General features: G+C 70.2%; 23 protein-coding genes. 8 read left to right on the plus strand and 15 right to left on the minus strand.

The window, feature by feature from the left end:
* Window positions 1-163: 163 nt before the first annotated feature.
* The 3 genes from G3I56_RS24780 to G3I56_RS24790 all read right to left on the minus strand — a co-directional run bounded on the left by G3I56_RS24780 (window position 164) and on the right by G3I56_RS24790 (window position 3,406).
* Window positions 164-1,189, minus strand: coding sequence for a 6-phosphofructokinase (locus G3I56_RS24780; protein WP_164412530.1), 1,026 nt, complete (start codon window positions 1,187-1,189; stop codon window positions 164-166).
* A gap of 212 nt (window positions 1,190-1,401) precedes the next feature.
* A complete protein-coding gene (locus G3I56_RS24785) occupies window positions 1,402-2,130 on the minus strand; it encodes a glutamine amidotransferase (protein ID WP_164316443.1) in 729 nt (242 codons plus the stop codon).
* A 37-nt stretch (window positions 2,131-2,167) separates the two neighbouring features.
* The gene (locus G3I56_RS24790) at window positions 2,168-3,406 is read right to left on the minus strand and encodes a MurT ligase domain-containing protein (protein ID WP_164412531.1); all 1,239 of its coding nucleotides are present in this window, start codon (window positions 3,404-3,406) and stop codon (window positions 2,168-2,170) included.
* Between the two features lie 147 nt (window positions 3,407-3,553).
* Between G3I56_RS24790 and def the strand changes: the two genes are divergently transcribed.
* Window positions 3,554-4,099: a peptide deformylase gene (gene def / locus G3I56_RS24795; RefSeq protein ID WP_203690579.1), complete on the plus strand. Its 546-nt coding sequence runs from the start codon at window positions 3,554-3,556 to the stop codon at window positions 4,097-4,099.
* A gap of 58 nt (window positions 4,100-4,157) precedes the next feature.
* Here the strand turns inward: def and G3I56_RS24800 are convergent, their stop codons facing one another.
* Window positions 4,158-4,802 carry a TetR family transcriptional regulator gene (locus G3I56_RS24800; protein WP_164412533.1) on the minus strand — a complete coding sequence of 215 codons (645 nt, stop codon included), beginning with the start codon at window positions 4,800-4,802 and terminating at the stop codon, window positions 4,158-4,160.
* 170 nt (window positions 4,803-4,972) lie between these two features.
* Here G3I56_RS24800 and G3I56_RS24805 point away from each other — a divergent pair, with 170 nt between their 5' ends.
* The gene (locus G3I56_RS24805; RefSeq protein WP_164412534.1) at window positions 4,973-6,199 is read left to right on the plus strand and encodes an acyl-CoA dehydrogenase family protein; all 1,227 of its coding nucleotides are present in this window, start codon (window positions 4,973-4,975) and stop codon (window positions 6,197-6,199) included.
* A 174-nt stretch (window positions 6,200-6,373) separates the two neighbouring features.
* Here G3I56_RS24805 and G3I56_RS24810 read toward each other — a convergent pair whose 3' ends face one another.
* The 5 genes from G3I56_RS24810 to G3I56_RS24830 form a co-directional block, all read right to left on the minus strand.
* Complete coding sequence (locus tag G3I56_RS24810) at window positions 6,374-6,613, minus strand: DUF6213 family protein (RefSeq protein WP_164412535.1); 240 nt, start codon at window positions 6,611-6,613, stop codon at window positions 6,374-6,376.
* A 25-nt stretch (window positions 6,614-6,638) separates the two neighbouring features.
* The gene (locus G3I56_RS24815; RefSeq protein ID WP_164412537.1) at window positions 6,639-8,033 is read right to left on the minus strand and encodes an NADP-dependent succinic semialdehyde dehydrogenase; all 1,395 of its coding nucleotides are present in this window, start codon (window positions 8,031-8,033) and stop codon (window positions 6,639-6,641) included.
* Window positions 8,034-8,119: 86 nt separating this feature from the next.
* The gene (locus tag G3I56_RS24820; RefSeq protein ID WP_164412539.1) at window positions 8,120-8,608 is read right to left on the minus strand and encodes an NUDIX domain-containing protein; all 489 of its coding nucleotides are present in this window, start codon (window positions 8,606-8,608) and stop codon (window positions 8,120-8,122) included.
* Window positions 8,605-10,143, minus strand: coding sequence for an ATP-dependent DNA ligase (locus G3I56_RS24825; RefSeq protein WP_164412541.1), 1,539 nt, complete (start codon window positions 10,141-10,143; stop codon window positions 8,605-8,607). Before G3I56_RS24825 ends, G3I56_RS24820 begins: the two co-directional genes overlap by 4 nt.
* 140 nt (window positions 10,144-10,283) lie before the next feature.
* The gene (locus tag G3I56_RS24830; RefSeq protein WP_164412543.1) at window positions 10,284-11,222 is read right to left on the minus strand and encodes an NAD(P)/FAD-dependent oxidoreductase; all 939 of its coding nucleotides are present in this window, start codon (window positions 11,220-11,222) and stop codon (window positions 10,284-10,286) included.
* A 77-nt stretch (window positions 11,223-11,299) separates the two neighbouring features.
* Here G3I56_RS24830 and G3I56_RS24835 point away from each other — a divergent pair, with 77 nt between their 5' ends.
* The 6 genes from G3I56_RS24835 to G3I56_RS24860 all read left to right on the plus strand — a co-directional run bounded on the left by G3I56_RS24835 (window position 11,300) and on the right by G3I56_RS24860 (window position 16,769).
* Window positions 11,300-11,941: an XRE family transcriptional regulator gene (locus tag G3I56_RS24835; RefSeq protein WP_164412545.1), complete on the plus strand. Its 642-nt coding sequence runs from the start codon at window positions 11,300-11,302 to the stop codon at window positions 11,939-11,941.
* 141 nt (window positions 11,942-12,082) lie between these two features.
* On the plus strand, window positions 12,083-13,060 hold the full coding sequence (locus tag G3I56_RS24840) for an NADPH:quinone oxidoreductase family protein (protein ID WP_164412547.1): 978 nt from the start codon (window positions 12,083-12,085) through the stop codon (window positions 13,058-13,060).
* Complete coding sequence (locus G3I56_RS24845; RefSeq protein WP_164412549.1) at window positions 13,057-14,238, plus strand: acyl-CoA dehydrogenase family protein; 1,182 nt, start codon at window positions 13,057-13,059, stop codon at window positions 14,236-14,238. Before G3I56_RS24840 ends, G3I56_RS24845 begins: the two co-directional genes overlap by 4 nt.
* Window positions 14,235-15,353: an acyl-CoA dehydrogenase family protein gene (locus tag G3I56_RS24850; protein ID WP_164412551.1), complete on the plus strand. Its 1,119-nt coding sequence runs from the start codon at window positions 14,235-14,237 to the stop codon at window positions 15,351-15,353. The genes G3I56_RS24845 and G3I56_RS24850 overlap by 4 nt, the downstream gene beginning before the upstream one ends.
* Window positions 15,354-15,597: 244 nt before the next feature.
* Window positions 15,598-16,461 carry a phosphatidylinositol-specific phospholipase C/glycerophosphodiester phosphodiesterase family protein gene (locus G3I56_RS24855; RefSeq protein ID WP_164412553.1) on the plus strand — a complete coding sequence of 288 codons (864 nt, stop codon included), beginning with the start codon at window positions 15,598-15,600 and terminating at the stop codon, window positions 16,459-16,461.
* 113 nt (window positions 16,462-16,574) lie between these two features.
* Window positions 16,575-16,769 carry a hypothetical protein gene (locus G3I56_RS24860; RefSeq protein ID WP_164412554.1) on the plus strand — a complete coding sequence of 65 codons (195 nt, stop codon included), beginning with the start codon at window positions 16,575-16,577 and terminating at the stop codon, window positions 16,767-16,769.
* Between the two features lie 18 nt (window positions 16,770-16,787).
* Here G3I56_RS24860 and G3I56_RS24865 read toward each other — a convergent pair whose 3' ends face one another.
* The 6 genes from G3I56_RS24865 to G3I56_RS24890 form a co-directional block, all read right to left on the minus strand.
* Window positions 16,788-18,023 carry a phosphodiester glycosidase family protein gene (locus G3I56_RS24865; protein WP_203690580.1) on the minus strand — a complete coding sequence of 412 codons (1,236 nt, stop codon included), beginning with the start codon at window positions 18,021-18,023 and terminating at the stop codon, window positions 16,788-16,790.
* An 87-nt stretch (window positions 18,024-18,110) separates the two neighbouring features.
* Window positions 18,111-18,470 carry a DUF779 domain-containing protein gene (locus G3I56_RS24870; protein WP_164412655.1) on the minus strand — a complete coding sequence of 120 codons (360 nt, stop codon included), beginning with the start codon at window positions 18,468-18,470 and terminating at the stop codon, window positions 18,111-18,113.
* A 119-nt stretch (window positions 18,471-18,589) separates the two neighbouring features.
* On the minus strand, window positions 18,590-20,641 hold the full coding sequence (locus G3I56_RS24875) for a glycoside hydrolase (protein WP_164412556.1): 2,052 nt from the start codon (window positions 20,639-20,641) through the stop codon (window positions 18,590-18,592).
* A gap of 144 nt (window positions 20,642-20,785) precedes the next feature.
* Window positions 20,786-22,831, minus strand: coding sequence for a beta-galactosidase (locus tag G3I56_RS24880; protein WP_164412557.1), 2,046 nt, complete (start codon window positions 22,829-22,831; stop codon window positions 20,786-20,788).
* An 84-nt stretch (window positions 22,832-22,915) separates the two neighbouring features.
* Window positions 22,916-24,256 carry a sugar ABC transporter substrate-binding protein gene (locus G3I56_RS24885; RefSeq protein WP_164412558.1) on the minus strand — a complete coding sequence of 447 codons (1,341 nt, stop codon included), beginning with the start codon at window positions 24,254-24,256 and terminating at the stop codon, window positions 22,916-22,918.
* 102 nt (window positions 24,257-24,358) lie between these two features.
* Window positions 24,359-25,306, minus strand: coding sequence for a carbohydrate ABC transporter permease (locus G3I56_RS24890; protein WP_164412559.1), 948 nt, complete (start codon window positions 25,304-25,306; stop codon window positions 24,359-24,361).
* Between the last annotated feature and the right edge of the window lie 2 nt (window positions 25,307-25,308).

The following is a 25,308-nucleotide window of genomic DNA, read 5'->3' on the forward strand; positions in this document are numbered from 1 at the left end:
TCTGTCCCGACCCAGACTAGAACCGCCCCCAGCGGCACTGGTGACCGGGGGGCGGCGCAGGGATTTTCGCTTTCAGGGGCGCGGGACTGTGACATTTGCGGCTCCGCCGCGTGGGCGCGATCAACCATGGCGGACCCGCACCCGACGAACTACGGATCAACGGCTAAAGCACGCACTCAGCCTCTGCGTACCGAGAATCAGGAACCGTCTTCAACGTCTCCACGGCCTCGGCCAAGGACACCATCACGATGTCCGTCCCCCGAAGCGCGGTCATCCGCCCGAACTCCCCCCGATGAACCGCTTCCACCGCATGCCACCCGAACCGTGTGGCCAGCACCCGGTCATAGGCCGTGGGCGTCCCACCCCGCTGCACATGCCCGAGAATCACCGGCCGCGCCTCCTTCCCGAGCCGCTCTTCCAGCTCCAGGGAGAGCTGCCGGGCGATCCCGGCGAAGCGCTCGTGGCCGTACACGTCCTTGGCGCCCTCGTCGAAGTCCATCGAGCCCGCGCGCGGCTTCGCGCCCTCCGCGGCGACGACGATCGCGAACCGCTTGCCCGCCTCGAAGCGTTGACCGACGCGTGCGGCCAACTCCTCGATGTCGAAGGGACGTTCAGGTACGACGATCGCGTGGGCGCCAGCGGCCATGCCGGAGTGCAGGGCGATCCAGCCGGTGTGGCGGCCCATGACCTCGACGATCAGGACGCGCTGGTGGGACTCGGCGGTGGTCTTCAGCCGGTCCAGGGCCTCCGTGGCGACCCCGACGGCCGTGTCGAAGCCGAAGGTGACGTCCGTGACCGCGATGTCGTTGTCGATGGTCTTCGGCACGCCGACTATCGGCAGGCCGTTGTCGGACAGCAGCCGGGCCGCCTTGAGAGTGCCCTCGCCGCCGATCGGGATGATCGCGTCGAGCCCCAGCTCGGCGACATGGCCCTTGGCCCGCTCCACGCCGTCCCGCAGATGCTCGGGGCGGACCCGGGAGGAGCCGAGGATGGTGCCGCCGCGGGCGAGGATGCCGCTCACGGCGTCGAGGTCGAGCTTGAGGTAGTCGCACTCCAGGAGGCCCTTCCAGCCGTCCCGGAAGCCGATGACCTCGTCACCGTGGTCCACGACGGCGCGGTGCACGACGGACCGGATGACGGCGTTCAGGCCGGGGCAGTCGCCGCCGGACGTCAGGACACCAATGCGCATCGCCCGAAATCCTTCTCCACGTGGGCCGGGACCGGACCACGCTGTCCGGTTGGATCCCCGCCACCATACCGGCGGCGGGGTCCCGGGCCGTAGCACCCGTCCGCGTGCTGGACACCCGCGCTCACCTGTGCGGATGCCCCGTCAGACGGGCCGGTGTCACCGACGCGGACGACAGGTGTACAGGTCGGGGCGGGAGCGGGGGTGCGCGCAGATCAGGCGGGCTGCTGCGCCGCGGTGATCCGCTCGTTGCGCAGCGCGTCGTACCAGCGGTCGTCGGTCGGCGGCAGCGCGTTGACGTCGAGGGCCAGCTTCAGCAGCAGGTCCGCGATCAGCGGGTTACGGGCGAGCACGGGCCCGTGCATGTACGTACCGAAGACCGTGTCGTTGTACGCGCCCTCCGTGCCGTCCCCCGTGCCGTTGCCCTTGCCGAGCCGCACCTTCGCGAACGGGCGGGCGGTGGGGCCGAGGTGGGTGACACCCTGGTGGTTCTCGAAACCGGTCAGCGGGGGCAGGCCCAGGCGCGCGTCGATGTCTCCGAGTACGTCACCCACGCACCGCTCGCCCTCGCCGCGCACCGAGACCACGTCGAGGAGCCCGAGGCCCGGCTCGCGCTGACCGAGGTCGTTGATGAACTCGTGGCCCAGGATCTGGTAGCCGGCGCACACGGAGAACACGATCGCGCCGTTGCCGACGGCCCGGTGCAGACCGCCGTCGCGGCGCAGACGTTCCGCCGCGAGCCGCTGCGGCCGGTCCTCGCCGCCGCCGATCAGGTAGATGTCGCCGGAGGTGGGGATCGGCTGGTCGCTGCGCACGTCGAGCCGGGCCACGTCGAGGCCGCGCTGCTTGGCCCGGCGCTCCACGACGAGCGCGTTGCCCTGGTCGCCGTATGTGCTGAGCAGGTCCGGGTAGATCCACACCAGACGCAGCTGGTTGTCGCTCATGAAGTGATCGTCCTCAGTGGTCGGTTGGCGGCAGTGGTCAGTTGCCGACGCGGCGGCGCAGATCCTGGAAGGCGGTGTAGTTCGCGATGACCTCGATGCGGCCGGGCGGCGCCAGCTGTACGGCCTGGTCGGCGTTCTCGCAGACCTGGAAGTGCTGGTTGGCCACTTCAAGGCGCACCGCGAGGTCGAGCTTGCGGTCGCCGATGACGAAGATCGGGTGCCCGGTGAGCTGCGTGTAGTCGACGTCCCACAGCCACGAGGTGTCGGTGCCGTCGGCGCCCCGCGCGTTCACGGAGAGGATGACCGGGGTCGGCGGCGGGTCGATCAGGGAGAACGTCTCCAGCCAGCCGGCCGGGTTCTTGGCGAGCAGCAGTCGCAGATCGCGCTGCATGAACTGCACGACGTCGTACCGCCCGGCCACCGCCTGGACCTGGTACATGCGCTCCAGGCCGACCTGCGGCGGTACGCCGAACACGGCGGCGACAGCGGCGGAGGCCGCCGCGTTGGACTTGTTGGCGCGCCCCGGCAGCTGGAGGTGGATCGGCCAGGCCGACCCGTGCGGGTCGATCACGTGGTCGCCGGACAGTGCCCAACTCGGCGTCGGGCGGCGGAAACCGCACTGACCGCAGAACCAGTCGTCGCCGGGGCGCTGCATCACACCACCGCAGGACGGGCAGGACCAGGCGTCGTCCTTCCACATCTGTCCGGCGGCGACCCAGATCACGTTGGGGGAGGAGGAGGCGGCCCACACGATCAGCGGGTCGTCGGCGTTGGCGACGATCACGGCCTTCGAACCGGCGAGCCCCTCACGCCAGTTCTCGGCGAGCATGCGGGTCTCGGCGGCGCGGTCGAGCTGGTCGCGGGAGAGGTTGAGGAGCGCGATGCACTTGGGGTCCGTGTCGCGGGCGACACCGGCGAGGTACTTCTCGTCGACCTCGATGACCCCGAACTTGGCGTCCGAGCCGCCCGCGAGCGCCGAGGTGATGCCGGCGGGCATGTTGGCGCCGAGCGCGTTCGACACGACCGGCCCGGCGGCGCGCAGGGCCTCCGCGATGAGCCGTGTGGTCGTGGTCTTGCCGTTGGTGGCCGAGACCAGGATGACGTCCAGGTGCTGGGCGAGCCGCGCGAGGAGGTCGGGGTCGAGTTTGAGGGCTACCTTGCCGCCGATCACCGATCCGCTGCCGCGCCCTGCCGCACGCGATGCCGCCGCTACGGCCTTACCGGCCGTCACGGCCAGCTTGGCCCGCGGAGTGAGCGGGTCCGAGTTGCCTGCCATCAGATCTCGATCCTCCTTGCGTACGCGCCGCGCCTGTGCCTCCGGCCACGTGGTGTGGACCTCAGCCTATCGAGATCCGTACACCGGATCCGCATCGCGGCACCACCACGGCGCCCGCGCGACATGGGTGACCGTACCCTTGCGGCCATGCGACCAGGCTCCATCCCGGGCACGAGAGGGCGCGTCCGCCCTCTGACACTGCTCGGAGACCCCGTTCTCCACACCCCCTGCGCGGAAGTGACACACTTCGACGCCGAACTCGCCGCGCTCGTCGAGGACATGTTCGCGACGATGTACGCGGCCCAGGGCGTGGGCCTCGCCGCGAACCAGATCGGCAGACCCCTGCGGGTCTTCGTATACGACTGCCCCGACGACGAGGACACCCGCCACGTCGGCCACGTGGTCAACCCCCGCCTCGTGGAAACCGACGATCTGGTGCTGCGGGGCCCCGAGGGCTGCCTGTCCCTCCCGGGCCTGGAAGCCGGCACGGAACGCTTCGACGAGGCCGTGGTCGAGGGTTTCACGGTGACGGGCGACCCGGTGAGGATCAAGGGCACGGGCTTCTTCGCCCGCTGCCTCCAGCACGAGTGCGACCACCTCGAAGGCCGGACGTACGTGGACCGCGTAACGGGCTGGCGCCACAGGAGGGTCATGCGCCAGGCAACCCGAGCGACTTGGTACCGGGGACTTTAAACGGGCGCAAGGAACTGCGCGACAAGCCCCCACGGACCCGCAGCCAACAAACAACCGCTCAGAACCCCGGACCCCCCACGCGATCCCCAGCGGCAGCGAGCCGCCCCCACAGCAAATCAGCCAAACTCCGCACCAACTCGGCCCGAGAGCAAGGCCGTTCACCCAGCCACCAGTCTCCCGCCGCGTGCATCATCCCGACTATCCCGTGCCCCCACACCCGGGCCAGCTGCTGACTGCCGGGACCGAGATCCAGCCGGTCCTCGATCACCTGGGCCAACTCCTCGCCCATCAGCCGCAGCAACGGCAGCGAGTGCTTCCGCACGTCGAACCCGGGATCGCCGGGTGACACGCTGTCCCCGGGATGCATCAGGAACCGGTACACCTGGGGCCGCGCCTCGATCGCCGCGAGGTAGGCGTCCAGCGTGGCCTCCACGCGCTCCCGCCGTTCCGCCGGAGCGTCCAGCGCGGCCCTCAGAGAGTTGAGCAGGGCGTCGGTGTGCCTTTTGGCCAGAGCGGCGTAGAGTCCGCCCTTGTCGCCGAAGTGCCGGTAAAGAATCGGTTTGGTGATGCCCGCCTCGGCGGCGATGGCGTTCATCGAGGCGCCGGGACCGTCACGCAGCACCACCCGGTCCGCGGCCTCCAGCAGCTCGCGCCGGCGGCGGTCGGCGGACCGCTGCTGATCGGTTTGCTGCGTGGTGTCCATGGTTTCTCCCCACCCGTGCTGATTTCGGTGACGCTCGCGCAAACTAGCACTGATCGGTCCATGCCCATCGAACGGGTTGCCGACCTGGGTCCGGGAGTTGACTTTTCCTACCGACGGGTAACAGACTCCAGTTACCTTAGGTAACATGCTAGTGCAGCGATGGAGGGGTCATGGCCGAATTCACCATGGAGCTCAATGACGAACAGAAAGAGGTCCGTGACTGGCTCCACGGGTTCTCCGCCGATGTGATCCGTCCCGCCGCCGCCGAGTGGGACGAGCGCGAGGAGACGCCCTGGCCGGTCATCCAGGAGGCCGCGAAGGTCGGCATCTACTCCCTGGACTTCTACGCCCAGCAGTACTTCGACCCCACCGGCCTCGGCATCCCGATGGCCATGGAGGAACTCTTCTGGGGTGACGCCGGCATCGCCCTCTCCATCGTCGGCACCGGCCTCGCCGCCGTGGGCGTCCTCGCCAACGGCACCGAGGAGCAGATCGGTACCTGGATCCCCCAGATGTACGGCGACGCCAACGATGTCAAGGTCGCCGCCTTCTGCTCCTCCGAGCCCGACGCCGGCTCCGACGTCGCCTCCATGCGCACCCGTGCCGTGTACGACGAGGCCAAGAACGAGTGGGTCCTCAACGGCACGAAGACCTGGGCGACCAATGGCGGCATCGCCAACGTCCACGTGGTCGTCGCCGTGGTCGACGCCGAACTGGGCTCCAAGGGCCACGCGTCCTTCATCGTCCCGCCGAACACGCCCGGCCTGTCCCAGGGCCAGAAGTTCAAGAAGCACGGCATCCGCGCCTCGCACACCGCCGAGGTCGTCCTGGAGAACGTCCGCATCCCCGGCTCCTGCCTCCTCGGCGGCAAGCAGAAGCTCGACGAGCGCCTCGCCAGGGCCCGCGAGCGGGCGAAGTCCGGCGGCGAGCGGGTGAAGAACGCGGCGATGGCCACCTTCGAGGCGAGCCGTCCTGCGGTGGCCGCGATGGCGGTGGGCACGGCCCGGGCCGCGTACGAGGTCGCCCTCGACTACGCGAAGACCCGTGAGCAGTTCGGCCGCCCGATCATCGACAACCAGGGTGTCGCCTTCCAGCTCGCCGACATGCGTACGTCCATCGACGCGGCGCGGCTGCTGACGTGGCGGGCGTCGTGGATGGCGATCAACGGGAAGCCGTTCACCGCGGCGGAGGGGTCGATGTCGAAGCTGTTCGCGAGCGAGACGGCGAAGAAGGTCACTGGGCAGGCGATTCAGATACTCGGGGGTAACGGGTACACGCGGGAGTATCCGGTGGAGCGGATGCACCGGGACGCGGCGATCTACACGATCTTCGAGGGTACGAGTGAGATTCAGCGGTTGGTGATCGCGCGGACCCTGTCGGGGATGCCGATCCGGTAGTACGTCGGCTGCGGGCCGTGGGGGCTGGTCGCGCAGTTCCCCGCGTCCCTGGAATCGCCCCGCACCTGGAACGCCGGCGAGCTACCCCACCTGGGGGCGCGGGGAGCTGCGCGACCAGCCACAGCGGGCCGGTGGACGGAACGAAACCCGCGCCCCCACGGCGCATCCCTCACCTCAGCCGGAGGCGCCACCGCTGCTGTGGGCGATGCAGGCCACGTCGATTCGGTCGGCCAGTTTGGCCAGTTCGATGGTGAGGGCGGCCACGGTGTCCTCGTCGAGGTTGTCCTGGCCCGCCTCCACCAGATGCAGCCAGCGACCCCCGACCGTGCGCAGCAGTTTGCTGACGTCGGAGGCGGCAACCTGCAACGTGCCGCGGCTGTCGACGATCAGAGGCAGAGTCACTTCGCGGTTCACAGGGGGGATCGTAGCCGCGGAACGCTCACGCTCCGTGCCATACCGTCGTGATGTTGCAGAACTCGCGGATTCCGTGCCCCGACAGCTCACGCCCGTACCCGGACCGCTTGACACCCCCGAACGGCAACGCCGGGTGGGACGCGGTCATCCCGTTGACGAACACCCCGCCCGCGTCCAGATCCCGTACGAGACGGTCCACCTCGGCCTCGTCGCGGGTCCATACGTTCGAACTGAGGCCGAAAGGCGTGTCGTTGGCGATCGCCAACGCCTCCTCCAGATCGGCCGCGCGGTACAGCGTCGCGACCGGGCCGAACGTCTCCTCCTGGTGAATGCGCATCTCGGGCGTGATGTCGGCGAGAACGGTCGGCGCGTAGTACCAGCCGTCGTCCGTGAGGCCTTCGGGGCGTTCGCCGCCGCACAGAACCGTCGCGCCGCTCTCCACGGCGTCGTCGACCAGCGCCTCCAGTTCGTCGCGCCCCTGCTCACTGGCGAGCGGCCCGACCTCAGTGTCCTCGGCCAGCGGATCGCCGACCTTCAGCGCCGCCATGGCGGTCGTGAAGCGTTCCGCGAACGCGTCGAAGACGTCCGTGTGCACGATGAACCGCTTCGCGGCGATGCACGACTGCCCGTTGTTCTGCACACGCGCTGTCACCGCGACCTGCGCGGCCCGTGCGACGTCGGCGGACGGCAGGACGATGAACGGGTCGCTGCCGCCCAGTTCCAGCACCGTCCTCTTGATCTCGTCCCCGGCGACGGCCGCCACCGCGCGCCCCGCCGGCTCGCTGCCGGTGAGCGTGGCCGCCCGCACCCGGGGATCGCGCAGGATGTCCTCGACCGCGCCCGACCCGATCAACAGAGTCTGGAAGCAGCCCTCGGGGTAGCCCGCCCGAAGGAACAGATCCTCCAGGTAGAGGGCGGTCTGCGGCACGTTCGAGGCGTGCTTGAGCAGGCCCACGTTGCCTGCCATCAGCGCCGGCGCCGCGAAGCGGATCACCTGCCAGAGCGGGAAGTTCCACGGCATCACCGCGAGCACCGGACCCAGCGGGCGGTAACGGACCACGGCACGGGAGGCGCCGGAGTCCTTTACGTCCGCCTCGGCGGGCTCCTCGTCGGCGAGGAGCTCCTCGGCGTGGTCGGCGTACCAGCGCATCGCCTTCGCGCACTTCGCGGCCTCCGCGCGGGCCTGTGTGACCGGCTTGCCCATCTCGAGCGTCATGGTGCGGGCGATGTCGTCCCGGTCCTCGTCCAGCAGACCGGCGGCCCGGCCCAGCAGCCGGGCCCGCTCGGCGAAGCCGGTCGTGCGGTACGTGCGGAAGGCGGCCTCGGCGGCCCCGAGCCTGCGCTCGATCTCCTCGTCGTCCATGGCGTCGTACGTCTTGAGGGTCTCGCCGTTCGCCGGGTTCACCGTCGCGATGGGCATTGCTGTCCTCCAGGTTGAGGGCCGTCCTTCGACCTTCCCGCGCGCCGATGGCCCCCGCAACGCGTACGCCGCCCACCGGCACGATCTCAATGACCCGAGTGCTCCGTCAGCCGGTCCAGAAACCCTGCCTGCGCCGTCACGATCACCGCCCGGGCCTCGTCGAGGCCGAACCACCGCACCCGGTCAAGCTCGGGAAACTCCCGCTCCTGCCCCGAACCCCTGGGCCACTCCATCCGGAACGTGCCCGGCACCACGGCCGCCGGATCGAGGTCCGCCTCGATCGCCCACGCCGTGACGACCTTCCCGCCGGCCTGTCGGACCTCACCCAGCGCGACGGCCTCACCGTCGGGTGGCGCCAGCCCCAGCTCCTCCCGGAACTCCCGGCGCGCCGCTTCCCAGGCCGTTTCCCCGTCCTCGTACTCACCCTTGGGAATCGTCCAGGCCCCGGCATCGCGCCGGGCGAAGAAGGGGCCGCCCATGTGCCCGAGCAGTACCTCCAGCTCGTGGCCGGGCGCGACCTGGCGGCGGAACAGCAACAGTCCCGCGCTGCGCTTGCCCTTCGCCGCTGCCGTCACCGCGTTGCCTCCGGGTGCGCGGCCAGCAGGGTCTGGACGGTGTCGGCCTCGTCCGGGGTCTTGTCCTCGCGGTAACGGACGACACGGGCGAAGCGGAGGGTGACGCCGGCCGGATAACGGGTGGAGCGCTGGAGACCGTCGTAGGCGATCTCGACGACCAGTTCCGGGCGTACGGTCACCACCCAGCCGTCGTCCGACACGGCCAGCGCCTGGAGCCGCTCGGTCTGCCAGGTCAGCATCGCGTCCGTCATGCCCTTGAAGGTCTTGCCGAGCATGGCGAAGGAACCGTCGCGGTTACGGGCTGCGAGGTGGAGGTTCGACAGCTTGCCGGTACGGCGTCCGTGACCCCACTCGGCCGCCAGCACCACCAGGTCGAGCGTGTGCACGGGTTTGACCTTCAGCCAGGCCGCACCGCGCCGGCCCGCGCTGTAGGGGGCGTCGAGGGCCTTGACCACGACGCCCTCGTGGCCGCGCGCGAGGGTGTCGGCGAGGAACTTCTCGGCGGCGGGGAGGTCGGCGGCGCCACCGGCCGGCAGGCGCCGCACCCGCATCGGCTCGGGGACCAGACGGGCCAGGGCGGTGTGCCGCTCGGCGAAGGGGAGGTCGAGGAGGTCGTGGCCGTCGACCGACAGCGCGTCGAAGAAGACGGGGAAGACGGGTGTCTCCCGGGCCGCCGTCTCCACGTCCACGCGGGAGCCGACGCGGCCGGCGGTCTCCTGGAAGGAACGCGCGCGCCCGGCCGCGTCGAGGGCGATCACCTCGCCGTCCAGGATGAACCGCTCGCCTCTCAACGCCCTTGCGGCGATGGTCAGTTCGGGCAGCCGGTCGGTGATGTCGTCGAGGGTGCGGGTGTAGAGCCGTACGTCGTCGCCGTCGCGGTGGACCTGGACCCGGATGCCGTCCAGTTTCTCCTCGACGGCGCAGGCCCCGAGCTTCCCGACGGCCTCCGCCACCGAGGAGGCGCTGTGCGCGAGCATCGGCAGGACGGGGCGGCCGACGGTGAGCCGGAAACGGGCGAGGGCCGCCGGTCCGTCGGCCAGCAGGGCCTGCGCGACGGGCTGGATCGCACCCGCGAGCATCACCGCGCGCCGTACGTCCGCGGGCGGTGCGCCGGTGGCTGTCGCCAGGCCCTCCACGGCCACGGCGTCCAGGGCGCCCTGCCGTACCTCACCCGTGATCAGCGCGAACAGGAACCGCTGCTCGCCCTCGGTGGCCGCCGCCAGCAACTCGCCCACCAGCCGCCTGCGTTCGGCCTGCGAGCCGGCTCCGGTGACCGCGCCGATCGCGGTGAGCCGGGAGTCGACGCCCCGTACGGTGAGGGAGGGCTCGGCGGCGCCGGGAACCTGCTGGTCCAGCACCTTCCAGCCGATGCCGAGCCGTCCCTGTGGCAGGCGTCCGGCGAGGTACGGGATGACGATCGGCACGTCGTCGGCGTCGGTGTCCCGGAACAGTTCGGCGAGCAGTGCGATCTTGCGGGACCGGGCGGAGGTGGCGGCGACCTCCTGGGACACATGGGCGAGCCGGGTCAGCAGCATGCAGCCATGGTGCAACGGGGGTGGCGGATGCACATCTGGGCGGGGGGCCTGGCTTTCTCGCCCCCGCCGCCCCTACCCGTCCCATCCCGTTCCCGGGGGCTGCGCCCCCAGCCCCCCCTTCGCGCCGAAAGCGCTCGTCCTCAAACGCCGGACGGGCTGAAATGCACCAGGTCCGCCACGATTGCGGTGGCCGCGCGATATCCGCCGCTCGCCGCGTGGACGACCTGTTCCGCGAAGCCGATCGCGTTGCCCGCCGCCCAGACGCCGGGCACGGTCGTCAGGCCCGTCACGTCGACCTTCGGGTACGTCCCGAACGGGGTTTCCGCCAGTTCGGCGCCCAGGTTCTCGAAGAGGGCGTTGCGCGGAACGGCGCGCGGGGCGACGAACAGGATCTCGCGGGCATGAGCGGTGCCGTCCGTGAGGCGTACACCGGTGAGGCGGTCGTCGTCGGTCGTCAGGGACGCGACCTCACCGGGGACCACCGCGACGCCCGCCGCGGCCAGCCTGCGCAGGTCCTCGTCGGTGAGTTCCGACTCCGCGACGGTGTGCAGGAACAGCGTCACGTCCTTCGACCACCGGGTGACCAGCAGCGCCTGGTGCACGCTCGCGGGCGTCGAGGCCAGCACGCCGAACGCCCGGTCCCGTACCTCCCAGCCGTGGCAGAACGGGCAGTGGATCACGTCCCGGCCGAAGTGCTCGGCGACGCCCGGGACGGCGGGGAGCTCGTCCCGCAGCCCCGTGGCGATGACAAGCCGTCCGGCGCGCACCGTCCTGCCACCGTTCGCCAGCGTCACCGTGAAGTCCCCGCCCTTCGTGACGGCCACCGCCCTGTCCCGGACCAGCTCCACCCCGTACCGCGCGATCTCCTCGCGGCCCAGCGCCAGGAACTCGGCCGGCGGCATGCCGTCGCGGGACAGATAGCCCTGCATGTGCGCCGCCGGTGCGTTGCGCGGCTCGCCCGCGTCGACGACCAGCGTGCGGCAGCGGGCCCGGCCGAGGACCAGCGCGGCGGACAGTCCGGCCGCGCCGCCTCCGATGACGACAACCTCGTACATGTCGGTCCTGTGCTCTGCGGTCATGGTGACCACCTCCACCCCGACCGTCGCTCGTGCGCTGCCGTATTGACAAACCTGTTTGCCGAAACTGCAATAGCCGTATGGATGCCACAACCGATGCCACAACCGATGTCAGGACCGATGTCACGGCTGACGACGACACCGACCACGTCCTCGCGGAGGTGGGACCCCGGCTGCGACGCATCCGCAAGGAGCGCGGCGCGACCCTCGCGGGGCTGTCGGCCACGACCGGTATCTCCGTCAGTACGTTGTCCCGGCTCGAGGCAGGGCTGCGGCGCCCGAGCCTGGAACTGCTGCTGCCCATCGCACGTGCACATCAGGTGCCGCTCGACGAGCTGGTCGGCGCCCCGCCCGTCGGTGATCCCCGGGTGCGGGCCAAGCCGATCGTGCGGCACGGGCGGACGTATCTCCCGCTCACCCGGCAGCCGGGCGGACTCCAGGCGTTCAAGGTGATCCTGCCCGTGATCAACGAGGAACCCGAGGCGCGGACGCACGAGGGGTACGAGTGGCTGTACGTGCTGTCGGGGCGGCTCCGGGTGGTGCTCGGGGAGCACGACGTGGTGCTCGAGCCGGGGGAGGCCGCCGAGTTCGACACCCGGGTGCCGCACTGGTTTGGGGCGGTGGGGGAGGGGCCCGCGGAGTTCCTCAGCCTGTTCGGGCCGCAGGGGGAGCGGATGCACGTACGGGCGCGGCCCACCCGTACGAAAGGGTCGCGATCGTGACTTAGAGCGTGACGTGGACCGTGACGTACGCGACTGTCGCGGACCGGTTCTCGACGGTTCCCTGATCTGCAAGCGACCGCTTAGTATGCGGTCGAGCCCGGTCAGCCGAACAAGACGAACGCAGTCCCGTGGAGGCCCCCCATGCAGGCATGGCAAGTGCACCAGAACGGTGAGCCGGGCGAGGTGATGGTCCTCGGTGAGGTGGAGCGGCCGGTGCCCGCCGAGGGCCAGGTCCTGCTGAAGGTGCGTGCCGCGACGATCAACTTCCCGGACGTCCTGATGTGCCGTGGGGAGTACCAGGTCAGGCCGCCGCTGCCGTTCACTCCAGGGGTGGAGATCTGCGGCGAGACCGAGGACGGCCGCCGGGTGATCGGCAACCCCGTGCTCCCGCACGGCGGTTTCGCCGAGTACGTGGTGGCGGACCCCCGTGGGCTGTTCACGGCCCCCGAGTCGCTGGACGACGCCGAGGCCGCCTCCCTCCTCATCGGCTATCAGACGGGCTGGTTCGGCCTGCACCGCCGGGCCGCCCTTGAGGCCGGCGAGACGCTGCTCGTGCATGCCGCCGCGGGCGGGGTCGGCAGCGCCGCCGTACAGCTCGGGAAGGCCGCCGGAGCCACCGTCATCGGTGTCGTGGGCGGGGCCGAGAAGGTGTCCGTGGCGCGGGAGCTGGGCTGCGACGTCGTCATCGACCGGCGTACGGAGAACGTCGTCGGGGCGGTGAAGGAAGCCACCGGTGGGCGTGGTGTCGACGTGGTCTACGACCCGGTCGGCGGGGAGGCCTACACCCAGTCCACCAAGGTCGTCGCCTTCGAGGGGCGGATCGTCGTTGTCGGGTTCGCCAGTGGGGCCATTCCCAGTCCCGGGCTCAACCACGCCCTGGTGAAGAATTACTCGATCCTGGGCCTGCACTGGGGCCTGTACAACACCAAGAACCCCAAGCTCGTCCAGCACTGCCACGAACAGCTCACCGAGCTGGCCGCCCGGGGCGCGATCAAGCCGCTGGTGAGCGAGCGCGTGCCGCTGGGCGGGGCCTCGGCCGCCGTGCAGCGCGTCGCCGACGGGGTCACCACCGGCCGGGTCGCGGTGCTGCCCTCGCTGGAGAACGGAGCCGCCGCATGACCGACGCAGCTGAACTCACCCGACTGACCCGGGAGTTGCTGGCCGCGCATCCGCCTGCCAGTACCGACCGGCTCGACTTCCTCAAGGCCCGCTTCGACGCCGGGCTCGCCTGGGTGCACTACCCGGAAGGGCTGGGCGGGCTCGGTGCGCCGCGCACCCTCCAGGCCGTCGTGGACGCCGAGTTGGCGGCTGCCGGGGCTCCCGACAACGACCCCCGGCGCATCGGCATCGGTCTGGGAATGGCCGCGCCGACCATCCTCGGCTTCGGCACGGAGGAGCAGAAGCGGAAGTTCCTCCGGCCGCTGTGGGTGGGGGAGGAGGTCTGGTGCCAGCTGTTCTCCGAGCCGGGAGCTGGATCCGACCTGGCCGCGCTGGGGACGAGGGCCGTCCGTTCCGGGGACAACTGGATCGTCAACGGGCAGAAGGTGTGGACGTCCAGTGCCCATCTCGCCCGCTGGGCCATCCTCATCGCACGCACCGATCCGGACGTGCCCAAGCACAAGGGCATCACGTACTTCCTCTGCGACATGACCGACCCCGGTGTCGAGGTCCGGCCGCTGCGCCAGATCACCGGCGAGGCCGAGTTCAACGAGGTGTTCCTGACCGACGTCCGCATCCCGGACGCCCATCGGCTCGGCGAGGTCGGCGACGGCTGGCGGGTCGCACAGACCACGCTGAACAACGAGCGCGTGGCCATCGGCGGTATGCGCATCCCGCGTGAGGGCGGCATGATCGGGCCCGTCGCCACGGCATGGCGCGAACGCCCCGAACTGCGCACCCACGATCTGCACCAGCGGCTGCTGAAGCTGTGGGTGGAGGCCGAGGTCGCCCGGCTGACCGGGGAGCGGACACGCCAGCAACTCGTCGCCGGCCAGCCCGGCCCGGAGGGCGCCGGTCTGAAGCTCTCCTTCGCCCGCCTCAACCAGGAGATCAGCGGCCTGGAGGTCGAACTCCTCGGTGAGGAGGGCCTGTTGTACGAGGACTGGACCATGCGCCGGCCCGAACTGGTGGACTTCGTCGGTCGTGACGCCGGCTACCGCTACCTCCGGTCCAAGGGCAACAGCATCGAGGGCGGGACCAGCGAGGTACTGCTGAACATCGTCGCCGAACGCGTCCTGGGCCTGCCCAGCGAACCGCGCACCGACAAGGACGTCGCCTGGAAGGACCTCGCCCGATGAGTACGCCGAGCACCGCGAGCACCGAGCCCGACCTGCTGTACTCGGAGGACGAAGAGGCACTGCGCGCCGCCGTCCGGGACCTGCTCACCGACCACTGCGATCCGGCCGGCGTGATCACCCGCATGGAGACGGACGCCCCGCACGACCTCTCCCTGTGGAAGTCCCTCGCCGAAGGCATGGGCCTTGCCGGTCTCCTGGTGCCGGAGGAGCAGGGTGGCCAGGGCGCCTCGCACCGTGAAGTCGCCGTCGTGCTGGAGGAGTTGGGGCGCGCCGTCGCCCCCGTCCCCTACCTCACGAGTGCCGTCGTCGCCACCGAGGCGCTGCTGGCCGGTACGGGCGACGCGGCGGGCGAGCTGCTCACCGCTCTTGCCTCCGGCCGGACTGTCGGCGCCCTCGCCGTCGCGCTGAACGTGGCTCCCGGGGGCGCCTATAAGGTCGTCTCGCACGAAGGGGGCCTGCTGCACGGTGAGTTGACCGGCATCGCGGACGCGACGGCCGCCGACGTCCTGCTGGTTCCGGCCGACGACGGCGGGCTGTACGCGGTGTCCACCGACGCGGACGCCGTCACCGTCACCCCGCAGGTCTCCCTGGACCTCACCCGGCCGGTCGCCACGGTCACCTTCGACGGAGCGTCGGCCCGGCTGCTGGGCGACGCCGAACCCGCCGTACGGCGTGCGCTGCGGACCGGGGCCGGACTGCTCGCCTCCGAGCAACTCGGGCTCGCCGAATGGGCGTTGACCGAGACCGTGCGCTATCTGAAGGACCGCAAGCAGTTCAACCGGCCCGTCGGCGGCTTCCAGGCCGTCAAGCACCGGCTGGCCCAGCTCTGGCTGGAGGTCGTCGGCCTGCGCGCGGCTGCCCGGAGCGCGGCGGACGCCCTCGCCACGGGCAGCGCGGACTCCGACGTCGCGGTCGCCGTCGCCCAGTCCTACGCGGCTCCCGTGGCTGTCCGGGCCGCCGAGGAGGCACTCCAGCTGCACGGCGGCCTCGGTATGACCTGGGAGCACCCGACCCACCTGTGCCTCAAGCGTGCCAAGGCCGACTCGATCGCGTACGGCACGTCCGGCGTCCACCGGACCGCCCTCGCCGAACTGGTCGACCTGCGTACCCCCTGACGGACCTCTCCCGTACGGCGAAAGCCCGCCCCTCTGCCCCACCGAGGAGCGGGCTTCTTCGTGCGCGCGCGGCGCGGACGACATGAACACGCAGCGGCACCAGTGAACGCACAGCGGCAAGTCGGCCAACTCCCCTGCCGAGGCCTGCTGCTGGGCCCCGCCCGGCCCGCATACTCGCGGGAGCGTCGTTCCTCGGTCAGCTTCAGAGTCAACCCCACATGAACTCCAGCCAGGGAGGCAGCGCATGGCCCTCACCACCCGTCGCAGAGCTCTCACCGCCTTCGGCGCGGCCCTCGCGGGCACCGTCGTCCTGCCCGCCGCGCGCGCCCTCGCGGGCGAACCGACGTACGGTCCACGCCCGTTGTGGCGCGCCCACGCCCACAACGACTACGAGCACCCCCGCCCTCTCCTCGACGCCCTCGACCACCGCTTCGGCAGCGTCGAGGCCGACATCTACCTCGTGGGCGACCAGCTCCTCGTCGCTCACGACCCCGGGGACCTCGACCCGGCCCGTACCCTCGAATCGCTCTACCTCGACACCCTCGCCGCACGTGTGAAGGCCAACCACGGCTCCGTGTACCGGGGTTACCGCCGGCCGCTCCAGCTCCTGATCGACATCAAGACCGAGGGCTCGTCTACGTATCTCGAACTCGACCGCCATCTCCGCCGCTACCGGGGCCTGTTCACCACGTACGCCCACGGCCGTGTCCATCCCGGGCCGGTCACCGCCGTGATCTCCGGCGACCGGGCCGCGCGGGTGCCCATGGAGGCGCAGAGCGTACGGCGGGCCTTCTATGACGGGCGCCTCGCCGACCTCGGCACCGCGGCGCCGGCCTCCTTCGTGCCGCTGATCTCCGACAACTGGACACTCAACTTCACCTGGCCGGGTCTCGGTCCGTTCCCGGACGCCGAGCGCGCCCGGCTGAACGGCATCGTGTCGGCGGCCCACACCCGCGGGCAGCAGGTGCGATTCTGGGCCACGCCCGATGTGGCCGGCCCCGCCCGGGACGCGCTGTGGGGTGAGCTCCTCGCCGCCGGCGTCGACTACCTCAACACGGACGACCTGGCCGGGCTCGAAGCGTTCCTCGACGCCCGGAGCGCCGCGTAGACGTCACGAGAGACCACACGTTCGGCGGACACGTCAGCCGCACGGACGAACCCTGCGTTACGTCACACTTGCGGCCGAAAGCCGTGAAGTGGACGTGGTGGAGGAGGTTGACGATGGCTATTTCCATCTCGGTGGTGGTGCTGCTCCTGATCCTGGCGGTGGCCTTCCTGCGCAACGGCGCGCTGAAGCCCAGCCATGCCGTGGTCTGTGTACTGCTCGGGTTCTATCTGGCCAGTACGAACGTGGCGCCGACGATCCACAGCGGGATCACGGCGACGGCGGACATCGTGAGCAGCCTCAAGCCCTGATGTCGGGGCGGCAGGCTGTCAGGACGTCAGGAAGACTCCGATGGCGTTCGGGACGGGCCGTTCGGCGCCGCCGGTCGGATGGTTACGGACAGTGACCCTACTCGCTCCCGGTGCTCTGGCGACGAAGGTCGTGGAGCCGCCGCCGTCCAGGTTGAAGGCGTCGACCGAGCCCAACTTCCGCATGGTGGCAGCGACTTCGGCGACCGTAAGTCCGCTGCGGTACTTCGGATCACCGTCCACCGCGAGCAGCAGCAGTTTGCGCCCGCCGTTCGCGATGCCCGCGGCGGTGCGGACGGCGGCGGTGTTGTTGTCGAGGCCCATCAGCGGCCGGCCGCCCTTCAGTACCGGGTAGCCGCCGAGGGCGAAGCGGTACGGGATACGGCTCGTGGCCGCCACGAGACGGCTCTTGACCGTCACCGACGCGCCGACGGACAGTTTCCGCAGTTGCCGCGCACCGGCCTCCCGGCCCACCAGGACCGTGGTGTTGGCGGCGATGGCGCCGCCGCCGGGGGAGTTCGCCGTCCGGACGACCTTGCCACGCCGCACCGTCACCTCGTACGTGTCCGTACCGCACGGCGCTGCGCGGTCGGTGTCCGTGCCGCACACCGACCGCGCCCGGGAGACGCTGCCCCAGGCCGGGGTGAACGCGCCGATGGAACCCACCGGCAGCGCGTACTGGTTGAGCCCGCCGAGCGTGAACCGTCCCGCGGGTGTGCCGATGGTCCCCGACAGTGCGAGGTTGTCCAGCCGGGCCCTTCTGTCGGTGCCCACGCCGAGGACGGCCCTGGTGGTGACGCCGGGCGGCATCGAGGGGCCGAAGCGCTGGCCGTTCGGCACCGCCGACTTGAGCACCACGCCGCTCGCGATCGCCGGCCCAACGGACGCGCCCGTGGCCGCGACCCCGGGATGCTGGACCTCGCTGATGTTGAAGAAGTCACCGTTGACGCCGGCGACGGCGCCCTTGGCGTCTGCCAGCCTGGAGACGGCGGACCGCGCCGCCACCGCCCCCGCGTAGAGCAGGTTGACCCGTACCCGCGCGTTGCCGAGGTCGACGCTGAGCAGATGGGCGTGGGTCACCCCCTTGGCCGCCACGATGTCGAACTGCGCATAGCGCACGCCCGGCGAGATCTGGGTGGCTCTCGGCGCGCCGCTGGCCGGTGCCGCCCCTGTCAGGGCCGCGCCGGCCAGTGTTCCGAGTACCGCGACTGACGAGACTGCCGCTCTGCCCGTTCTGAACCGTGCGCTTCCACGCATCCGGACCCCCTGAAGTCCCGTCAACTGTGGCAGGGCGCAAGGGGAGCGCACCAGGTGACGATGAGCCGTGCGGGGGCGCGCGGGAGGCTAGGTGTTGACGACCCGGGAGCGGATCAGGAAGCGCACTCCTTCGGGCGCCTCCAGCGAGAAACCGCTGCCCCGACCCGGTACGACGTCCACGATCAGCCGGGTGTGGGCCCACACCTCGTACTGGCTGCGGGACATCCAGAACGTCACCGGTTCGGGGACACCCTCGACCACCAGTTCGGCGAGCAGTATGTCCGAGCCGCCGGTCCGGAACTCGCCCGCCGGGAAGCACATGGGCGCGCTGCCGTCGCAGCACCCGCCGGACTGGTGGAACATCAGCGGGCCGTGCGTCGCGTGCAGCCGCCGCAGCAGTCCGGCCGCGGCCGGGGTCAGTTCTACGCGCGGGTCCTTCTCGGGCATCTCCACCGCCCCAGTGGACCGCGCGGGACGTTGCGAGTGGGTTGCGGGCCAGTCCCGGGTGCCCGGACACGCGGAAGGCCGCCTCACGGGGAGGCGGCCTTCGTGGACGAACTACCGGGTCAGCTCCGGTCGGTCACGTCCGTGACCCTCCAGCGCTGGTTGGAGCCGGAGTTGGCGATCCACGTGGTGACGGCGGCACCCTCGTTGGTCGCCTGGCCGCCGACCTCCAGGAGGCGGCCGGTGGCCACGTTGATCAGCGTCCATGTCCCGTCACCGGTGGTCGACATGATCCACTCGGTGGCCGGATCCCGCTTGCCCGTGTCGGGCTCCACCACGGGGACGTTGTCGCGGACGGCCAGGCGCTTGCCCTCGGCCGGGTTGGCGAACACGTACCGCTGGCGGGCGCCCTTGTCGCCGTGCCGGGCGTCGAGCTGCCACTGCTGCGCGACGGTGCCGTTCGCCGAGCCGATGACCAGGCTCTTGCCGCCCGCGGAGACGGTCACGGCCTTGCCGCTCTGCACGCCGGTCAGCGTGTAGGAGTGGCCCTTGCTGAACAGGCCGGCGTTCTTCGCGACACCCGAGACGCCCTTGACGGCGAAGGAGGTCACGGACTGGGCCGGGACGGTGTACGTCGCCTTGCCGTCGACGACCTTGACCGGGGCCTGCTGCTTGAGCTTGCCGTCGGAGCTGGTCACGGTCGGCGTGACGGTCGCGTTCTTCTTGATGGTGCGGAACTTGGACAGGTCGATGGTGACGTCACGGGCCGCGGTGGTGCTGTTGACATGGACGAGCGAGGCGCCCTTGCCGTCCTTGGTGACGGCCGCCGCGCTGGAGGTGTCGTCCACCTTGATCAGCTTGTCGCCCGGCTTGATGAAGTGCGTGAAGTTGCGGGCGGTGTCGAACTTGGTGTTCGTGTAGATCGGGCAGGATGCCAGCGTGTCCGTGGACTTGCAGCTGAACGACAGCTGGATGCTGCCCCAGTTGCCGCCCTTGGCGGACTCGCCGCCGGGCTTCATGTTGTCGTAGTCCTCGACCGGCTGCCAGAACACCCAGGCCTGGGGCTCCAGTTCGCGCAGGTCGTTGACGATCTGCTGGGCGAGGCCGAGACCCGGACGCATGTCGGTGAAGCTCTGGCCGTCGCCCCAGTCGCCCTCGACCTCGCTCATCCACAGCGGCTTGTCGGCCGCCTTGGCGAGGTCGCGCACGGTGGTGCGCTGCCCGGTGCCGTAGGTGTGGACGTTCATCTGGTCCACGAGGTCCTTGGAGGCCTGCGAGTAGGAGTTCCAGTTGTTCGCGAAGATGGACGGGTTGGTCTCGTCCATCGCCGAGATCTCGGACTTGACCTTGGCCTTCTTCAGGGCGGGGGCCAGCGCGGCGAGAACCTTCTCCTGGAGCGCGGGGCCGATGTGGGCGCCCTCCTGACGGCCGCCGACGGGCTGGCCGTCCGCGCCCAGACGGGTGCTCCAGTAGCCGGTGTTGGGCTCGTTGAACGGGTCGACGGTGTCGACCTTGATGCCCTCGGCCTTCTCCAGCCGCTTCGTCGCCCCCGCCATGTAGGCGGCGAAGTCGTCGACCGAATCGGCCTTCAGCTGGTCGGTGTTGGCGTTGAAGCCGCCGGAGACATAGCCGCTCTCCGTCATGAACCAGGGCGGCGAGTTGCTGAACGTCTCCCAGTGGGTGATGTCCTTCTTGATGCGGTCCACCCACCAGCGCTGGGTCTTGTCCGCCTTCGGGTTCCAGTCGGCCGCGTCGTCGGCGCTCCACCAGTCGGTGTCCGTGCGGGTGGTGCCCTTGGGCGCCTTCCACCAGCCCTCGACGGCCCCGCCGGCCCGCAGGTAGTCCTTCACGTCGGGGGCGTTGCCGCCGCCGATGTTGTACCTGGCGATGTTCAGCGCCAGCCCGTCGTCACCGAACAGCAGCTTCGCGAGCTTCTCGCGGACCGCCGGGGGATAGTCGCCGGTCGCGTTGGCGAACCAGACCAGACTGGTGCCCCAGCCCTCGAACTTCTCCTGCTTGTACGAGGGATCGGGGGTGACCGTGACGGACGAGGCCGCTGCCTCGACGGCCGCCTGCGCGTTCGGTGAAGGCGCGCTGACGAGGGCGGCCGAAGTGGCCAGAGCGGTGATGCCGACGACTCCCAGCAGGTGTCGTGTGCGGGTACGGCGTGCCAACGTGTGCTCCCAACTCAGATGTGGTCGCTGCGGTGGACCGCCGTGCCCGCACCGTACGCGGGTGCGCACGGACACGGGGCACGACGGTGTGCCCCTTGGATCAAGGGAGTTCAGGGGTGGTGCGGGTGTGGTGCGGGGTGTCGCTCAGTGGGCGGGCCGCCGCAGTACGGCGACTTCCCTCGGCGCGAGGACGAGGACACCGTCGGCATCCGTGCCGCCGGACAGCCGCTCTCCGTCGAGGCCCGGCAGCGGCACCTCCTCCTCGCTCCGGTTCACCAGGAACAGGAAACGGCTTCCGCCGCCCTGCCGTACGGTCAACTCGACGCGCCCACGGGCCCCTTCGGGCAGCTCGCTGTCGACACCGGCCGGCGCGAGCAGCCCCGGCAGCAGCGCCGCGAGGCCGTCGGCGCCGAGGCGCGTGGAGACGTACGACGCCGAACCCGCGCCTGTCGTACGGCGGGTGACGGCCGGGCGTCCCGCGTAGGCACCCGTGCGGTAGTGGGCGAGGACCTCGACTTCGGGGTCGGTCACCTCGATCCGGTCGGTCCACACCGTGCCCGTACCGCCGCCGTCCACCTCGACCGACTCGCCGTCGAGCAGCGGGCCGAACTCCTCGACGCGGATGCCGAGTACGTCGCGCAGGGCGCCCGGGTAGCCGCCGAGCCAGATGTGGTCGTTCTCGTCGACGACACCGGAGAAGTAGGTGGTGACCAGGTGGCCGCCCGTCTCCGCGTACCGCGTCAGCTCCTTGGCGAGCGTCGCCGGGACCATGTGCAGGACCGGGGTGATCAGCACGTCGTAGCGGCTGAACTCGGTGCGCGTGGTGACGATGTCGGCGCGGATGCCGAGGGAGAGGAGCGCCGAGTACCAGTTCAGGCCCTCCTGGCGGTAGTCGAGGAGGGTGGTGGGGTGCGAGTCCTGCTCGCTCGCCCACCAGGAGTCCCAGTCGAACACGATTCCGACGCGGGCCGGTTCGCGCTCGGAGCCCGCGATCGGTGCCAGGTCCTTCAGGGTCTGGCCGAGGGCGGCCACCGCACGGAAGACCTCGCTGTCGGCGCCGGCGTGCGGCACCATCGCGGAGTGGTACTTCTCGGCGCCGGCCGCCGACTGACGCCACTGGAAGAAGCACACGGCGTCGGCGCCGTGCGCGACGTGCAGCAGCGAGTCGCGGGCCAGCTCACCGGGGCGCTTGGCCACGTTGACGTGCTGCCAGTTGACCGCGCTGGTGGAGTGCTCCATCAGGAACCACGGACGGCCGCCCGCGATACCGCTGGTCAGGTTGGCGGAGAAGGACAGCTCGTCGCGGTCCTGCGGGCCGGGGTGGACGTAGTGGTCGTTGGAGACGAAGTCGATCTCGCCCGCCCAGTCCGGGTAGTTCATGCCCTTCGTGCCGCCCATCACCATGAAGTTGGTGGTGATCGGGACCTCGGGCGTGTACTCGCGCAGGATGTCCCGCTCCGCGACCAGATAGTCCTTCAGCGCGTCCGAGGAGAACCGCTTGAAGTCCAGCTGCTGGGTCGGGTTCGGGTGCGAGCCGGCCAGCCGGGGCGGCAGGATCTGCGCCCAGTCGCTGTAGCGCTGCGACCAGAAGGCCGTGCCCCAGGCGTGGTTGAGGGCGTCGAGGGTGGTGTAGCGGGCGCGCAGCCAGTCGCGGAAGGCGTGGGCCGCGTCGTCCGAGAAGTCGTAGATGTTGTGGCAGCCCAGCTCGTTCGAGATGTGCCAGGCCACCAGGGCCGGGTGGTTGGCGTATCGTTCCGCCATCTTCCGGACCAGACCGAGCGCATGGCTGCGGAAGACCGGGGAGGTGGGGCGCCAGTGCTGGCGCGCGCCCGGCCAGACCGTTTCGCCGGTGGCCGTCACCGGGAGGATCTCGGGGTGCGCGGTGGTGAGCCAGGGCGGCGGGGACGCGGTCGCGGTGGCCAGATCGACGCCGATCCCGCCCTCGTGCAGCAGGTCCATGATCTCGTCGAGCCACCCGAAGTCCCAGGTGTCCGCGTCCGGCTGGATACGGGCCCAGGAGAAGATCCCCACCGAGACGATGTTGACCCCGGCCTCCTGCATCAGCCGTACGTCCTCCTCCCACACCTCCCGAGGCCACTGCTCGGGGTTGTAGTCGGCGCCGTACGCGAGACGGGGCACGGAGTCACCGTCCGGCCCGTACGGCAGACGGGACGGGGAGGCGGAGGTCATGGTGGTCCTTCCAGGTACGGGGGGTACGAGGAGCGGCCGGCGTTGACGCTTTCCGGCCGCTCCTCGGCTGCTACTGCCCAGCTGCTACTTCTCGACGGTGAAGCCCTGCTCCGTGCCGTACTTGATGGAGGCGTCCTGCCAGGTCTTCAGGCCCGCGGCCAGCTTCTCGCTGGAGATGTAGGCCTTGCCGACGGTGTCGTTGAAGATCGAGTTGGCGTACTGCTGGAAGGGCAGGTACGACCAGTCGCTGGCGACGTTGGCGGCGGAGTCGGCGAAGATCTTGTTCGCCTCCTGGCCGTCGAAGTACTCGAACTTCTTGCTCAGGAACGCGGGGTCCTGGAGCTGAGCGGTGGTCGCCGGGAAGGCGCCCTCGTCGACACGGGTCTGCACACCGTCACCGGCGTTGGCGTACTCGACGAACGCGTAGGCGAGCTCCTTGTTCTTGCCGAGCTCGGGCAGGGCCAGCGAGCTGCCGCCGTTCTCCGCGCTCGCCTTGTCGCCCTTGGCCCAGGCCGGCATCGGGGCCGCGCGCCAGTCACCGGCGGCCTGCGGGACACCGGTGACGAAGTTGGCGGGCATCCAGGCACCGGTGGTCAGGGTGGCGATGGTGCCGTCGCCCAGACCCTTGTACCAGTCGTCGGTCCAGCCGTTGATGGGCGAGACCAGCTTCTGGTCGAGGAGCTTCTGCCAGGTGTCCGTGTACTTCTTGGCGCCCGCGTCGTCGAAGTTGACCGACACCTTGGTGCCGTCGACCTTGTAGGGGCGCGAACCGGCCTGCCACAGCATGCTGGTGGTGAAGCCCGCGTCACCGGCGTCGTTGGCGATGTAGACCTTGGGGTCGGCCTTGTGCAGCTTGGCGGCGGCGTCGACGTACTCGTCCCAGGTGGTCGGGACCGCGATCTTGTACTTGTCGAAGACCTTCTTGTTGTAGAACATCGCCATCGGGCCCGAGTCCATCGGCAGGCCGTAGACCTTGTCGCCGTCGCTCACGGCGTTCCACGGGCCGGGCGTGTACTTGGCCTTGAGCTTGTCGGCGCCGTAGGGGGCCAGGTCGGTCAGGCCCTTGGTGAGGGAGTACTGGCTCAGCGCGAAGTACTCGACCTGCGCGACGTCCGGGACGCCCTTCTTGGCCGAGATGGCGTTCGACAGCGCGGTGTAGTGCTTGTCGCCGGACCGTTCGGCCAACAGGTTGATCTTGACCTTGGGGTACTTCTTCTGGAAGTTGGCGGCGACCGACTTCAGCGTGGGCTCCCAGGCCCAGACATTGACCGTGCCGCCCTTCTTGAGGGCCGCCTGGATGTCCGCGGCGGAGACGGCCTTCTGGTCCGAGCTGTCGTCGTCGGAGCCGCCACAGGCGGTCGCGCCGAGGGTGAGGACGGAGAGCAGGGTTATGCCGCGCATCAGGCGGCCGGTGGTTCTACGCATCGAGGTGCTTCCACTTCTTCGTGGGTGGGACGGGGTGAGGGTGAATGCTGTGTGAGGGTTAAAAGCGGTGGAGCCGAGGGGGGTGTGGGGCCTGAGGGTGGATCACTCCTTGACACTTCCGGCGGAGAGGCCGGACTGCCAGTACTTCTGGAGCAGCAGGAACGCGGCGATCAGCGGGATGATGGTGAGCAGCGAACCGGTGATCACCAGGTTGGTGACGACGTCGCCGCCGATCGTCTGGGCCTGGTTGTTCCAGGCGTCCAGCCCCAGGGTCAGTGGGTACCAGTTCGAGTCCTTGAGCATGATCAGCGGCAGGAAGTAGTTGTTCCAGGTCGCGACCGTGGTGAACAGCAGGACGGTCACGGTGCCCGGGGCGAGCAGAGGCATGGCGACCTGGAAGAAGGTGCGTATCTCGCCCGCTCCGTCGATGCGGGCCGCCTCCATCAGCTCGGTGGGGATGGCCTCGGTCGCGAAGACCCACATCAGATACAGACCGAAGGGCGACACGAGCGAGGGGATGATCACCGCCCACGGGGTGTCGGTCAGACCCATCTTGCTGAACATCAGGAAGGTGGGCACCGCCAGGGCCGTGCCCGGGACCGCGACGGCACCGATGACCACGGCGAACACGGCGCGCTTCCCCGGGAAGGTGAACTTCGCCAGCGCGTAGCCGCCGAGGATCGCCAGCAGGGTGGCGCCGCCGGCGCCGAGCACGACGTACAGCAGGGTGTTCAGCAGCCAGCGGACGAAGATGCCGTCGTGGTACGTGAACGTGTCGTGGATGTTCTGCCACAGGGCGAAGTCGCTGCTGAACCACAGTCCGGACGAATTGGCCAGCCCGGTCTGGGTCTTGGTGGCGCTGATGACCAGCCAGATCAGGGGCACGACCGTGTAGACCAGGATCAGCCCGGTGAGCACGGTCAGCAGGATGCTGCGCTTGGGACGGCTGGGGGAGTGCTGACGGCGGGTACGCAGTCGGGGCGCGCTCTTCGAGCCGCCGGTGGCCTGTGCGGATGCTTCCGGGGAGGTGGTGGTGACGGAGCTGCTCATGG

Origin of the sequence: Streptomyces sp. SID12488, assembly GCF_010548275.1 — a bacterium.
In the GTDB taxonomy this organism is placed as follows: domain Bacteria; phylum Actinomycetota; class Actinomycetes; order Streptomycetales; family Streptomycetaceae; genus Streptomyces.